Below are 12,952 nucleotides of genomic sequence, written 5' to 3'. Positions count from 1 at the left end.
GAATTTAACTTGTTTCCCTCCCTAAATCAAGGCTAGAATCCGCGCCACAGTCGCGACAACTCTGTGAAATTGCGTCACTATCACCATGCTGCAATCCACTTTCGTCCTGCTCAAAGGCGTCGGCGAATATACAGAACGGCGCTGGTGGGACCACGGCATTCCCGACTGGCAGACGTTCCTGCATAATCCCTCGCCCACCGGCCTCAGCGTTGGCCGCAAGACACTCTACGACCGGGACATCGCGGCCGCCATCCGCCAGTTGGAGCAGGGCCGTGCCCGCTACTTCGCCCAATGCCTGAAACCGCGCGACCACTGGCGACTGTTCGACACCTTCAAACCCAAAGCGGTGTACCTGGATATCGAAACCACCGGTGAGCCGCCCGCAACCGGCGAGGTGACGGTGGTCGGGCTCTACGCCAACGGGTGCCTGACCCAACTCGTGCAAGGCGATTCGCTCACCGAGGCGCGATTGAGCAGGGCATTGGCCCCCTACGATCTTATCGTCACCTTCTTTGGAAGCGTCTTCGACCTCCCCTACCTACGCGCGAAATTCCCCGGCCTGATCCTCGATCAGCCCCATATGGACCTGTGCTTCGCCGCCAGGCGGCTGGGGCTGACAGGAGGGCTGAAACAGATCGAGGCGCAGATGGGTCTCGAACGTGCTGCCGACGTGCAAGGACTTGATGGTTGGGAAGCGGTACGCCTCTGGAACGAGTGGCAGCAGGGCCGGGCGACTTCCCTGGAACGACTGCTCCACTATAACGCCGCCGACGTCCGCAATCTGGAACCCCTGGCCGATACGTTTTACGACCGCTTGGTAGCCCGCTACCGAACTGCGGGGGCCTCCCGGGCATGAGCCGATTACCTGGTGCCAGATGGTACGGGGCCGGCAGGACAGACGTTGGCCTAGTGCGCCAGGCCAACCAGGATGCACTATTTCTCCGGGACGAGCTTGGCTTGTGGATCATCGCCGACGGGATGGGCGGCCATCCGGGAGGCGACGTGGCAAGCCAAGTGGCGGTCGCCACCACAGCAACACACATGGCCAAGCTGGCCGGCGCGGGAAGACCAGGCTCCTGCGACCGCGCTGACGGGTTGCGCCAAGCCGTGATCCAGGCCAACGTCGCGCTCCATGCGGAGGGCAATGCACGCCCCGAATATAAAGGCATGGGCACGACGCTCATCGCGCTGCACATCGAGGGATTCCCTCAAGCCCGGGCGACATTGGCCCACGTGGGGGACAGTCGCGCCTACCTGCACCGTGATGGCGCCCTGTCCCAACTCACCAGAGACCATTCGTGGGTGGAGGATCAGGTGCGGGCCGGGCTCCTTTCGGCGCAGGATGCCGCCACGCACCATCTTCGGCACATGCTCACCCGCGCCTTGGGTATCGCGGCACAGGTGGAGCCGGACCTCCTCTCCCTGCGCTTGCAGACCGGGGACCGGATACTCTTATGCACCGACGGGTTGACGAAGATGTTGAGCGATGGCGAGATCCTGAACGCTCTTGCTGGCTATGGAGAGGATACGCAAGCGGTCTGCGACGAGTTGGTGCGCTTGGCCAACGAACGGGGCGGACAGGACAACGTGACTGTGTTGTTGGTCAGCGATCAGATCGGGATGGCCTAATCCCCGTCTTCCGCCCCCCCGATCATCTCCGCCGCCGCCTCCCGCACATTCTTGGTGATGGCGAGGCCGCCCATCATGCGCGCGACTTCTTCCTTCCGTCCGGTCTGATCGAGCCGCCGCGCCGTGGTCACCGTGCGTTTCTTCGTCACGGTCTTTTCCACCACATAATGGGCCCCGGCCTGGGACGCGATCTGGGGCAGATGCGTGATGCAAAAGACCTGGTGATAGGCAGCCAGGGCCTTGAGCCGTTTGCCCATCACCGCCGCCACTGCACCCCCGACGCCCTGATCCACTTCGTCAAAGATCAGCACGGGCACACCGTCGCTCTCCGCCAACACGGTCTTGAGCGCCAACATGATCCGCGAGAGCTCGCCGCCCGAGGCGACCTTTGCCATCGGCTGCAGCGGTTCGCCGGGGTTCGCAGAAAGCAGGAATTCCACCCGATCGCAGCCGGTCGGCCCCAGCGCCGCCTCGCTTCGATCCGATGCGACGGCAATTTGGAACTGGGTCTGTTCCATGCGCAGCGCCGACAGCTCCGCCTTGACCCGGGCCTCCAGCTTCTTGGCCGCTTTTTTCCGCCCCTCCGACAGCCGCTCGGCCGAGGCCACCGCGTCCCGCTCCGCTCCTATCACCTTCTCGCGCAAGTCGGCCAAGTGTGACTCGCTCTGATCCAGTCCCTCCAGCTCCCCCTGCAATTGCTCCAGCTTCGCCAGCAATTGAGCGACCGTCGCCGCCGCTCCCGCCGCTCCATACTTCTTTTTCAGCCGCTGGAGCTTGTCCAGCCGCTCCTCGATTTGCGCCAACCGATCCGGATCATGTTCCAGCCCCTGCCGGTAATCGCGCAGCCGCCCGGCCAACTCGCGCAGCTCGACGGTGGCACTCTCACAGAGTCCGGTCCATTCGACCGCCTCCGGATCAATCCCCGCCAACTCTTTCAAGCGCTGGGCCACCGCGCCCAGAGAGCCTAACGACGAAGATTCCGCTCCATACAGCAGCTCATAGGCCTCGTCGCTCAGTTGCCCCAGCCGTTGGGAGTGGCTCAGCCGGCGGCGCTCTGACTCCAAGGCTTCTTCCTCTCCGGAGCGGAGCTCCGCTTCCGCCAGTTCCTTGTGCTGAAACCGAATGAAATCTTCTTTCGCTTGCCGCTCGGCGGCCAGCCGGACCGCCTCATTGAGCGCTTGCTGCTGAACACGCCAGGCTTCGAATCGCGTGGCGTAGGCCTGGCAGGCTTCGCCCAACTGCCCGAAGGCATCCAGGGCGTCCAACTGCGTCTGAGCCGCCAGCAAGGATTGCTGCTCGTGCTGGCCGTGAATGTCAATGAGGGTGCCGGCCAAGCTCTGTACCTGATGGAGCGGGGTGAGCCGGCCGTTGAGATAAACTCGGTTCCGGCCCGATCGGGACAGGATACGCCGGATGATGAGCTCGGTTTCGTCGGGAGCCAAGACCCCGCAATCCCGAAGGCTGGCAATGAGAGGGCTCTTGGCCGGGATGGAAAAGGAGGCCTGCAGCTCTGCCTCTTCGGATTCGGCCCTGATCTGATCGTTCGCGGCCCGCCCCCCGATCAGAAGGGCCAGGGCATCCACGAGGATGGACTTGCCCGCACCGGTCTCTCCGGTCAGGACCTGGAACCCGCTGGAAAATTCAAGATGGAGCTGTTCGATGACCGCGAAGTTGGCGATGCGCAGCTCGGTGAGCATACGAGCCGCAACCTTAATGGATCAGGATGGTCAAAATGGCCTCTCGACAAGGCCGCAGCGAGTGAAGGCCCGATGAGGTACATACCGAGCTTCGCTTGAACCGCTCGCTTCGATCACATGCGAGCGGAGATGTACCTTGCCTCTTGTTCGTACGATCCGTTGAGGGCCTGCGCGATGCGAGAACGCAGTCGGAGGACTTTTTCACCATCCTCTTAAGCGGAGGGAGTCGCTTGCGCCAAAAGCGAATCGATCGTTTCCTTAAACTGCCGCTTGGGCCTCGCACCGACAAGTTTCTCCACCGGCTGCCCGTTCTTGAAGAACAAAATCGTCGGAATGCTCATCACCTGGTATCGTCCGGCCACTTCCGGATTCTCGTCGGTGTTCAGCTTCATGACTTTTACTTTGCCCGCATACTCGGTCGCCAATTCTTCGATGATCGGCGCGACCATCTGGCAGGGCCCGCACCACACGGCCCAGAAATCCACCATCACCAGGCCCGGCGCCTTCATAACCTGGGCATCCCAACTGCTGTCGCTCACCTGCAATGCCTGTCCTGCCACGGATCGCCTCCTTCGAATGACGTTTCCCCACCGGTAGGAGCGCATCGTATCCTACCGTCGTTTAGACTGTCAACCGAACGGTTGCCCCCTGTTTTTCTACCTCGCGCCCTTATCCCTCTTTCTTTTCCGAGCGGCGATTGGGCGGCCTTCAACTGCGCGCATGGGACGAGCACTTTCCGAAGTGCGCGTTCTGCGAGCACGAAAGGCGGCCAACCGCTACGCTCCCCCTACCAATTCCAGGCCTCCGGCACGCCGCTCCACCAATCGTCCGGATGGGCCGCCCGCCAGGCTGTCTGCTGCGTCCAAAGCCGTTCGGCCGTCGCCTTATCCAGGCGCGTGGCCATGGCGGCGGTCACGTCCGATTGCCGCCTGACACTTTCCTGGATCAGTTCCTTGGCGATCCGCGCCAGCACGTCAGGCGGATCGGTCAGATCTTCTGTATTACGCGTGGCCAGGTTCAGGTACAGCTGCTCCACCGCCACCCACCGATCGGCTTTGGCCATAGCCTCCAAGTAGCCATCGATCGCCTGGTAGATGTAGGTGAGATAGATATAGCTCTGGACCGAGGGGGCCTCCTCAACCTCACGTTGACAGGCCTCAACCGCATGACGGTAATCTCCCGCGGCCAGAAAGACCTTGGCCCGTTTCAGATGGTCCCGTGGCTGATCGAAAGACGCAGCCGGCACAGCCGTGGCCCACAAGCCCGCCACAAGCAGGGACAGGCATCCTAGCCCCGCCAGCGCCGACCAGATGGCCCTTGGCCTACGTCGCATCACAGACCTCCATCGGGCGCCCTCAGAACCGGCCCAATCCAGGCTGGCCCGGCTGCCCCTGTTGCGACACCCCCGACGACGAAGATCTCCGAGTTGGCGAGGTCGGCCAGGGCAGGCCCTTCTCGTCCTTGAGCAAGGGGTTCAGAATGGCTTTCATCAACTGGGTGCCGAACCCTTCTGTCGCGCCGATCCCGGTCAGGCTGATAAGAAAATTGTACTGTACCCGGTCTGGAAATTGAATGTAAAAAAGGCCCAAGGACCAGCATTTGCAGGGATTCTGATAGACACCGACGAGATCCGTCTCCGGCCTCTGTCCTGACTTCATGTCGTAGTAAGTTTTAGCCCCCAAGGTCCACCCGAGCGGCGCCCGGAACGCAACAGTCCCTGTGGCATAGTGGACTGCCTGCGTCGGGGCATAGACCTCGTTGAAGGAGATGGGGTTCCAGATGTCGCCGCGCCGGACCCGATTACCCTCGTTCGTGTAACGCTGCCCCAACTCGACATACCACTGGTCTCGATCCTGATAGCGCACATCCGTGTTCCACTGGCTGAGGTCCATCCGATAGGGATCGAAGAAGGCGTCCACGGTCAACGACATGGGATTCATAAGGGCCGGCGTCCCGACATTGTTGCCAACCACGCCGCGGAGCCAGAGGTCCGAGAATTTCTTCCCCTGCACGGCGACCATTGTCGGCTGCAACGGCTGGCTCGTGGACGCAAAGAGAGGGCTGTTGGAAAAGGGAAAGAGCCGGGCCTGGTTCTGAGTGCTCCCGACGTGATAGCTCTGCGCCAGAGTCAAGTCCAGCCAGTTGCTGTTATTGCCATCCGCGCCCATCTCCAAGAGCCGGCTGCGTAAGGAATAGGTCAATAGATTTTTCTTGGGCAGATCGTCCACGGCATCGATCTGGACGATCTGGGACTGGTCGCTGGGCGGTACATATTCGTAGATGATATCCGGTTCGATCGTGTGGACGAGACTTTTTCCGCCCTCTTTCGCAAAATTCCTGGAGAGGCGCGACGTCGCGTCGAGGCTCGCCCAAAAAGTCTCTCGATGCACCGTCTTCTCAGTGGTCACGCCTCGCGTGTAATAGACCTCCCGCAGCTTCAACTGCGGCGTGATCCCCACAACATGCCCTACATTGATCACGTCCGTAGAGAGCGTGGGCATGAGGTCGACCCGATTCAACTGAAATCCCTGATCGCGGTAAAAGTTGACGAACGTGTTCTCCATGCCCAGGAGCGCCGGCCCGTCGAGAGGCGCCACGTTGAACAGATTGAACCCGATCTCCGGCAGCCGTTGGAACGTATTCGGACTGCCGGCGCCGACCGGCTGCAGGAACTGACCCAACAAGTAGATGTTGCCGAGCGAATACCGCTGGTTGAGGGTGAAATCCGATTCCTGGCTGGGCGCGGCCCGCAACGTTCCGGAGTTGCTGAGGTTGTTCAGAATGGTCCGGTCGGACAGCAAGCTCGACTTGATATGCAGCGAGAGGTCGTCGTTGAATTGCTGGGCGTGTGTCCCGATGGCTTGCGCGCGCGACGTGTGGGTCACATTATCCTGGATAAAGCTGAGCAGCCACTGGCCGCGGGATTGACGGTTCAGAATATACTTGTACTCCAGGTCGCCGCCGGACCCCCGCTGACTCAGATAGTCCGGCGTCACCAGGAGGTCCTGGCTGGGCGAGATCGCCCAGAAAAAGCTCTGTCGGTAATGCGCGCCGAACTTGTTGTCGTAGCCGAGCTCCGGCACCAGCGCGCCGCTTTTACGCGCCGTTTGGACGGGATAGGTCAGGGCCGGCAGCGGCACCAACGGCACGTCGTTGACGCAGAACCACAGGTCCTTGCCGTAAAAACTCTGTCCCGCATTCAGATCCATGTCCTTGAACGTAAACCGCCAGGCCGGAATTTCGCCGTTCTTGGCGTCGCAGTTCGTGAACGAACCTTCCTTGGCCCGGTAATGGTCTTCGGAGAATCGTTGCAGCAGACGACCGGTCACCAAGGTATTGGAGTCCTTCATATAGAGGGTTCCGTCGACGATCAGGCCCGCGTCCGTATTGATGTCCAGATCCAACTGCTCGGCCTTGAGTTCGGACGTCGGGTCCGTCAGGTGCGCGTGTCCCTTAGCCGTGAGCTTGCCGGACAACATACTGATCCAGACCCGGTCCGCGGTCAGCCGCATCATGCCTTGGAGGATCACCACCGATCCGACGGCCTCGTAAACCTCGGTATCGTTTTGATAGGTCAGCTGATCGGCGAACGCCTGGATCGGCTGGGTCTGGATGTTCTGGGTTGAGAGGGCTTGTTTGGAATCGGAGGGCCCCGCCGGGGCGGCCCAGCCGGTCCCGACCGCGACCATCGCCGCAAGTGCGAGGCAGGACAGGCGCAGCGGCAGGACCGAACGGCGGCAGCGATCGCCCATCCTCAACCCCGGATGGGAGACAGGCCGCAGCCGCGCAGAAGGGCCTTGACGTCGCCCACCAGCATCAGGGACCCCGTGACGCAGATCAGGTCGTCGGTGACGGCCAACCGCCTGGCCAGAGCCAGAGCCTCGGCCGGATGCGGAGCCAGGTGCGCGCCGGCCGCCCGCTCGCCGAGAACCGACGCCAGCTCATGGACGGACGCCGCGCGGGTCAGTTGCGCCTGGGTCAGGACCAGCTCGTCGGCCAGGGGCGCCAAGAGCCCGCAGAACCCGGCCAAGTCCTTGTCGCGCATCATCCCGAGCACCACGATCACGCGCGAGCCGGGATGGGCCACGCGATGGGACGTCAGGTAGGCGGCCAGCGCCGCACCCGCCTCCGGGTTATGTGCCCCGTCCAGCACCAACAGGGGCGCACGCTCGGCCACTTCCAGCCGGCCCTCCCAGGAGGTCTGGCGCAATCCGGTGCGAACCGCCTGCCCGGAAACAGGAAGCCCTCGCTCCGAAACCAGCTCCATCAAGGCCAGGGCGCAAGCGGCATTGTCCAGCTGATGGGCGCCGGCCAACGGACAGATCAAGCCTTCCTGCTGATCCCGAATCCCCCTGTACGTAAACCCCATCAAGGTGTCTCCCTGGGCCTCGAATTCGCGACCCAACCGGCAGAGCGGCGCATGCCGCTCCTTCGCCGTCCGCGCCACGACGTCCGCCGCCGGAGGCCTCAGCCGGCCGGTGACGACCGGCACATCCTGCTTCACGATGCCCGCTTTCTCAAAGGCAATCGCCTCCAGACTGGAACCCAGGTACTCCTGATGGTCCAGCGCGACGGTCGTAATCGCCGACGCCAGCGGCACGATCATGTTCGTGGCGTCGAACCGCCCTCCCAGCCCCACCTCGATCACCGCCACCTCCACCCGCGCCTCGGCGAAATGTTGAAACGCCAGCGCCGTCGTAAATTCGAAGAAGGTGGGCTGGGCCCCCTGCCCCGCCAAACGGGCCACGCGTTCGGTCAACGCCGCCACGGCCGCTTCGGGGATCACCGCCCCATTTACCCGAACACGTTCGCGGAACTCGATGAGATGGGGCGACGTATAGAGCCCGACCCGGTACCCGGCGGCCTGCAGCATGGCCGCCGCCATCGCCGCCGTGGACCCCTTCCCGTTCGTCCCGCCGATGTGCAGCGTCGGATACGCCTCCTGAGGTCGCCCCAAACCGTCGAGCAATCGCGCGATGGTGTCCAGGCCCGGCTTGATCCCGTGCTTCTGGAGCCCAAAGAGGTACTCAAGCGATGCAGAATAGGACATGGAGGTGGTAAAAACGGCAGACTTACAGGTGGCCGATGAGCGTGCCCAACGTCTCCTTGAGGCGCCGACGCTCCACGATCATATCCACGATGCCATGCTCCAAGAGGAACTCGGCACGCTGGAATTCATCAGGCAGCTGCTGCTTGATCGTTTGTTCGATCACCCGCGGCCCGGCGAACCCGATCAGCGCCTTGGGTTCCGCGATAATCACGTCCCCCAGCATCGCCACACTGGCCGTGACGCCGCCAAACGTGGGGTCGGCCAGGATCGTGATAAACGGCAGCCGGGCCTCTCCCAGCTTGGCGACCGCGGCGGAAGTCTTGGCCATTTGCATCAGGGACAGAATCCCCTCTTGCATCCGCGCGCCGCCCGAGGTGCAGACCAAGACGACCGGCAGGCGCATCGTGACGGCCCGCTCGATGGCGCGGCACAGCTTCTCCCCGACCACGGACCCCATGCTGCCGCCCATAAAACTGAAATCGAACACCGCCAGAACGAGCCGGCGGCCGTTGATCGCTCCCTCCCCGGTCACCAGGGCATCCTTACGCCCGGTCTTATCTTGCTGAGCCTTCAGCCGATCCGGGTAGGGGCGGCTGTCGGCAAACCCCAGCGGATCCTGCGGGGCCAGATCGGCATCCCATTCACGAAACGTCCCGAGGTCCGCAAGCAGCGCAATGCGCTCGGCCACCGAGATCGGGAAATGGTAATCGCACTTCGGGCAGACCTTGTTGTTGCGATCCACCTCCTTGCGATAGACGATCTCGCGGCAGTGGCTGCATTTGAGCCACATGCCCTCGACGACCTTGGGCCGCTTCGACGGCTCGGCGCTCGGCGTTGTCTCTTTTTTAAACCAGGCCATAGCTCAGAGGAAACGATGAACGCGGAATGATGGATGCTGAATAGGGAACACGGTCCGGCGGTTCAGCGTTCATCATGATGCATTCAGCGTTCGGTTAGACGACGATCTCTTGACCTTCTTCCAGCACGGTAAGGTTCGGGAGCCGGAACCGGGCAAGTTGTCGCGCGATATCGTCGCGGAAGCGCGGCTTGACGTGATACACGTAGACCGGCAAATCCGGCCGTTTGATCTTCTGGAACGCCCGGACCAGAAGGGTGGGCGTCAAATGCTTGCTGACCCGGGCCAGCTCCGCCAGCTCGTCCGGAAACGACGCTTCGATGAAGACCGCCTTCAGGGTCGGCTCGCGGGCCGCCATCTTCCAAATCTGCTCGGTCTCATAGGTATCCCCGCTGTACAGGAACGAGGAGCTTCCTTCGCGCACCAGAAACCCCACGGTCGGCACCAGATGGTTCACGCGGATGGGCGTGACGGTCAGCCCCCCCACCTCGGTTTCCTGGCCCGCCTTGAACGTGCGCGTCTTGAAGATGGGCCGTTTGGGATGGGGCAAGGCCATGAAATTCGGATAGACCTTGTCGTTGAACAAGTACCGCCGGAGTCCGCCGATCACCTGTACGGTGCCGATCAATTCCACTGAGTCCGCCGCGTCATCCACCAGGTTATCGGCCAGCGTCGGGAGCCCCTGCACGTGATCGAAGTGCAGGTGCGAGAGCAGGATGTGGCGGATCCGCCGCTGCTCGTCGAGCCGCAACGCCGCCCCGATGGTGCCGGCGTCCACCATCACCGTCCCATTGACGAGGAACCCGCAAGTCCGGCACTGGTGGTGCCCCTGCGTTCTATCCAGGAGCTGATCCGACCCGTGGCAACCCAAAACTCGAATCTTCACCCTATGGCTCCTGGCCGGCATGGCGCCGGACCATCGAAACGCCTCAAAAAGAGGCTCAGAATATCACAGCCGCCTTGCTTCCGCATCAAGAATCACGATTCGCCCCAAGCTCTGTTTCCGGTTAACAAGCCCTCAAATCTACGTACCCATATCGCCGATGATTTCTTGTAGTCGGCAGGACGAAAGACCGCCCGCGAGATCAAAAGAGAGTCGTTCCCAAGGCGATGCGCGCCACCATCGTCAGTCCAAGCCCGATGCTGCCCAGGCTGGCCAGGCCCTGAACGGTCATCTGAACACGGTACCCCCACGAAGCCGACAGGACCAGGGGCACGCTGATCAGCATCCCCAAGACGACCATCCCGGCGATCGAACCGACCCCGAATACCAGGATATAGGCAACACCCTCCCAGACGGAACGGACAGCCGCAAGCACCAGCAGCATCAGGGCCGCCGAACCGGCCAGCCCATGCACCATCCCGACCAGAACCGGACGGAGCGACCAGGGCAGCCAATGCTCATGCCCGTGGTCCCGTTGCAGTTGGTGACTGTGCAAGTGCACATGAGCCGATCCTTCGTGCTGATGGACGTGCACATGCCAACGCTCCCGAACCAGGGTCGCCGCCAGGGAGCCGCCCAGGAAGATCAGCATCAGGCCCACGCCCACTTCAAACCCTTGCGCGACCGGTTCGGAGATCGTGACCTTGAACGCAATGACCAGGAGACCGACCAGCAGCAACGTCGCCGTGTGACCGAAGCCCCAGCAAAACCCGATGAATCCGGAGGTCCGCCAGGCCGGACGATCAGCGAGCAGAGTGGAGACCGCCGCCACATGGTCGGCGTCGAGGGCGTGTTTGGCACCGAGCAGAAACCCAAGGCTGAGGATGCTCAGGAAGGACGTGTCAGGCATAAGGCAAAGGGCCGGCGGAGCACCCGGACGCGGGGCGTCGCCGACTCATCTCATCCCCCTCTGGCATGCATTTCGAGGTGCGGATCCTCGCGGAGCTTCTGGATCGCGATCAGCTGCGACTCGCGGAGCCCGACCTGTTCCAACTCCTTGCGCTCTTCGGCGCCGCGGTCCGTGCGTGCTTCCCATCGCGACCGGACCAGGGCCATGAGTTCGTCCCTCGAGACGCCCGTCCGCAAGGGCTCACGCAAATCCAGCCCGTCCTTGGCGTACAGGCAGAGGTACCACAAACCGTCCGCGGTGAGCCGGCTCCGGTCGCACGTGGCGCAGAACGGGCTGGTCGTCGAGGCAATGATCCCGAAGATCGTTCCGTCCGGGATGCAATACCGTTGCGCCGGCGCCGAACTCGCCTCGACGATCGGCTTGGCCGGCCCATACTGCCGCCCCAGCGATTCGAGAATGGCGTCGCGCGAAAGCACCTTGTCCAACGACCAATTCGTGGCCCCGCCGACATCCATATACTCGATGAATCGCACCTCGGCGCCGACCCGCTTGCCGTACTCGATCAGATCCACCAGTTCGTCGTCGTTGAACCCCTTCATCGCGACGGTATCCAGCTTGAGGCCGGCAAAACCGACCCGCAGGCTGGCCTCGATGCCTTCCAGCACCTGAGCATGCGTATCGCGTCGGGTCAGCGACCGGAACCGGTCCGGCTTCAACGTATCCAGGCTCACGGTCACCCGATGCAAGCCCGCGTCATAGAGCGCTTCGGCTTGTTCCGCCAGCAGAATGCCGTTGGTGGTCAGCGCGATTTCCTTGATGCGGCGGTTGTCCCGCAACATCCGGATCAAGGTCGGCAGGTCGCGGCGTAACAGCGGCTCGCCGCCGGTCAAACGCACCTTGTCCACACCCAATGCCGTGAACAGATCGGTCAGGGCATAGATTTCCTCGAAGCTCAGGAGGGTTTCCCGCGGCAGCCAACCGTATTCCTCCTCCGGCATGCAATACTTGCAGCGGAGATTGCACCGGTCCGTCACCGACAGACGCAGGCTCTTGAGCGGCCGCCCGAAGGTATCGCCGACGGTCGCTGGCTTGGAACGTTCCACGTTCATGGGCTCACGCTCTCACGGAATGTTCAAAAAGGTCCTTCAGCAAGGCCGCAGGGAGACGGGCGACCGAGAACGCAGCTGGAGGCCTTTTTCAACATTCCGCTACGGGTGCTCCTCCACCCAGACCTCTCCTTCCGGCGTCTGCTCGAGCTTCCAGATCGGCGTAATCTGCTTCAGCTCGTCAATGCACCACTTGCAAGCCCGGAAGGCCTCGGCCCGATGTTCGGCGCCGACGATGATCAACACGATGTTCTCGCCGATCTCGATCCGGCCGTACCGGTGCAGGATCAGCACCTCGATGACGTCGAAGTCCTTGAGGGCCCGTTCGCGGATCTCTCGGAGCTTCTTCTGAGCCATGCCTTCGTAATGCTCGAACGTGATGCCGCTGACATCACGGCCTTTCGAGCGATCTCGTGCCGTACCCAGAAACGTGGCAATCCCGCCGATGCGCGTAGACCGCTGCCGCACCCGATCGAGTTCGGCATCGATCGAAAAATTCTCCCGCTGGACGCGCACCAACATCGCGTCATCAGCGGACCGATCGGGCATCGTCGCACCGCCGGCAAAGGGCGGCAGCAAGGCCACCTCGTCGCCGTCCTCGATTTTCGTGTCTTCGTGGGCAATCTCCTGATTGACCGACACCAGGACCTTCTTCTTGTGGATCAACTCGCCGATCTGCGGATGGCTGGCGTCCAGGAGCCCCACCAGGTCCCTGACGCACCGCCCGCCGTTGAGCGCCACGGACAAGGTGCCCTGGTTATTGGCCAGAGTTTTGGTCAAACCGAACAGAGTGATCGTTATCATAGGGTTCAAATCGCAGC

General features: G+C 62.5%; 12 protein-coding genes. 2 read left to right on the top strand and 10 right to left on the bottom strand.

Features of this window, described 5'->3' with window-relative positions; genetic code table 11:
* Nucleotides 1-85: 85 nt before the first annotated feature.
* Both EPO61_13480 and EPO61_13475 read left to right on the top strand, forming a co-directional pair.
* Nucleotides 86-856, top strand: coding sequence for an exonuclease (locus EPO61_13480; GenBank protein TAJ06993.1), 771 nt, complete (start codon nt 86-88; stop codon nt 854-856).
* Nucleotides 853-1,629 (top strand): Stp1/IreP family PP2C-type Ser/Thr phosphatase, encoded by a 777-nt coding sequence (locus EPO61_13475; GenBank protein ID TAJ06992.1) that lies wholly within the window; start codon nt 853-855, stop codon nt 1,627-1,629. The genes EPO61_13480 and EPO61_13475 overlap by 4 nt, the downstream gene beginning before the upstream one ends.
* On the opposite strand, the gene recN is transcribed toward EPO61_13475, so the two are convergent.
* The 10 genes from recN to EPO61_13425 all read right to left on the bottom strand — a co-directional run bounded on the left by recN (nt 1,626) and on the right by EPO61_13425 (nt 12,935).
* Entirely contained in the window at nt 1,626-3,326 is a 1,701-nt protein-coding gene (gene recN, locus EPO61_13470) for a DNA repair protein RecN (GenBank protein TAJ06991.1), read from the bottom strand. The two genes, EPO61_13475 and recN, sit on opposite strands and share 4 nt — an antisense overlap.
* A gap of 212 nt (nt 3,327-3,538) precedes the next feature.
* Complete coding sequence (trxA, locus tag EPO61_13465; protein ID TAJ06990.1) at nt 3,539-3,886, bottom strand: thioredoxin; 348 nt, start codon at nt 3,884-3,886, stop codon at nt 3,539-3,541.
* A 227-nt stretch (nt 3,887-4,113) separates the two neighbouring features.
* The gene (locus tag EPO61_13460; protein TAJ06989.1) at nt 4,114-4,659 is read right to left on the bottom strand and encodes a hypothetical protein; all 546 of its coding nucleotides are present in this window, start codon (nt 4,657-4,659) and stop codon (nt 4,114-4,116) included.
* Nucleotides 4,660-4,681: 22 nt separating this feature from the next.
* Nucleotides 4,682-7,015, bottom strand: coding sequence for an LPS-assembly protein LptD (locus tag EPO61_13455; protein ID TAJ06988.1), 2,334 nt, complete (start codon nt 7,013-7,015; stop codon nt 4,682-4,684).
* A 65-nt stretch (nt 7,016-7,080) separates the two neighbouring features.
* Nucleotides 7,081-8,376 (bottom strand): bifunctional folylpolyglutamate synthase/dihydrofolate synthase, encoded by a 1,296-nt coding sequence (locus tag EPO61_13450; protein TAJ06987.1) that lies wholly within the window; start codon nt 8,374-8,376, stop codon nt 7,081-7,083.
* Between the two features lie 22 nt (nt 8,377-8,398).
* Complete coding sequence (locus EPO61_13445) at nt 8,399-9,235, bottom strand: acetyl-CoA carboxylase carboxyltransferase subunit beta (GenBank protein TAJ06986.1); 837 nt, start codon at nt 9,233-9,235, stop codon at nt 8,399-8,401.
* Between the two features lie 94 nt (nt 9,236-9,329).
* Nucleotides 9,330-10,139, bottom strand: a complete 810-nt coding sequence (locus tag EPO61_13440; GenBank protein TAJ06985.1) for a 3',5'-cyclic-nucleotide phosphodiesterase — start codon at nt 10,137-10,139, stop codon at nt 9,330-9,332.
* A gap of 178 nt (nt 10,140-10,317) precedes the next feature.
* Nucleotides 10,318-11,025: an urease accessory protein UreH gene (locus EPO61_13435; protein ID TAJ06984.1), complete on the bottom strand. Its 708-nt coding sequence runs from the start codon at nt 11,023-11,025 to the stop codon at nt 10,318-10,320.
* 50 nt (nt 11,026-11,075) lie between these two features.
* A complete protein-coding gene (moaA, locus tag EPO61_13430) occupies nt 11,076-12,134 on the bottom strand; it encodes a GTP 3',8-cyclase MoaA (GenBank protein TAJ06983.1) in 1,059 nt (352 codons plus the stop codon).
* Nucleotides 12,135-12,233: 99 nt separating this feature from the next.
* Nucleotides 12,234-12,935, bottom strand: a complete 702-nt coding sequence (locus tag EPO61_13425; protein TAJ06982.1) for a molybdopterin synthase — start codon at nt 12,933-12,935, stop codon at nt 12,234-12,236.
* Nucleotides 12,936-12,952: the final 17 nt, after the last annotated feature.

It is taken from the genome of Nitrospirota bacterium, assembly GCA_004296885.1.
Classification (GTDB): domain Bacteria; phylum Nitrospirota; class Nitrospiria; order Nitrospirales; family Nitrospiraceae; genus SYGV01.
The sequence above is the reverse complement of the archived record's forward strand: the minus strand, read 5'-3'. Positions and strand labels throughout refer to the sequence as shown.

What these genes read in the sequence shown, in the direction of transcription:
- EPO61_13480 (TAJ06993.1), top strand. Translation starts at nt 86, where the DNA reads ATGCTGCAATCCACTTTCGTCCTGCTCAAAGGCGTCGGCGAATATACA.
- EPO61_13445 (TAJ06986.1), bottom strand. Translation starts at nt 9,235, where the DNA reads ATGGCCTGGTTTAAAAAAGAGACAACGCCGAGCGCCGAGCCGTCGAAG.
- EPO61_13440 (TAJ06985.1), bottom strand. Translation starts at nt 10,139, where the DNA reads ATGCCGGCCAGGAGCCATAGGGTGAAGATTCGAGTTTTGGGTTGCCAC.
- EPO61_13455 (TAJ06988.1), bottom strand. Translation starts at nt 7,015, where the DNA reads ATGGTCGCGGTCGGGACCGGCTGGGCCGCCCCGGCGGGGCCCTCCGAT.
- EPO61_13435 (TAJ06984.1), bottom strand. Translation starts at nt 11,025, where the DNA reads ATGCCTGACACGTCCTTCCTGAGCATCCTCAGCCTTGGGTTTCTGCTC.
- EPO61_13450 (TAJ06987.1), bottom strand. Translation starts at nt 8,376, where the DNA reads ATGTCCTATTCTGCATCGCTTGAGTACCTCTTTGGGCTCCAGAAGCAC.
- recN (TAJ06991.1), bottom strand. Translation starts at nt 3,326, where the DNA reads ATGCTCACCGAGCTGCGCATCGCCAACTTCGCGGTCATCGAACAGCTC.
- moaA (TAJ06983.1), bottom strand. Translation starts at nt 12,134, where the DNA reads ATGAACGTGGAACGTTCCAAGCCAGCGACCGTCGGCGATACCTTCGGG.
- EPO61_13475 (TAJ06992.1), top strand. Translation starts at nt 853, where the DNA reads ATGAGCCGATTACCTGGTGCCAGATGGTACGGGGCCGGCAGGACAGAC.
- EPO61_13460 (TAJ06989.1), bottom strand. Translation starts at nt 4,659, where the DNA reads ATGCGACGTAGGCCAAGGGCCATCTGGTCGGCGCTGGCGGGGCTAGGA.
- EPO61_13425 (TAJ06982.1), bottom strand. Translation starts at nt 12,935, where the DNA reads ATGATAACGATCACTCTGTTCGGTTTGACCAAAACTCTGGCCAATAAC.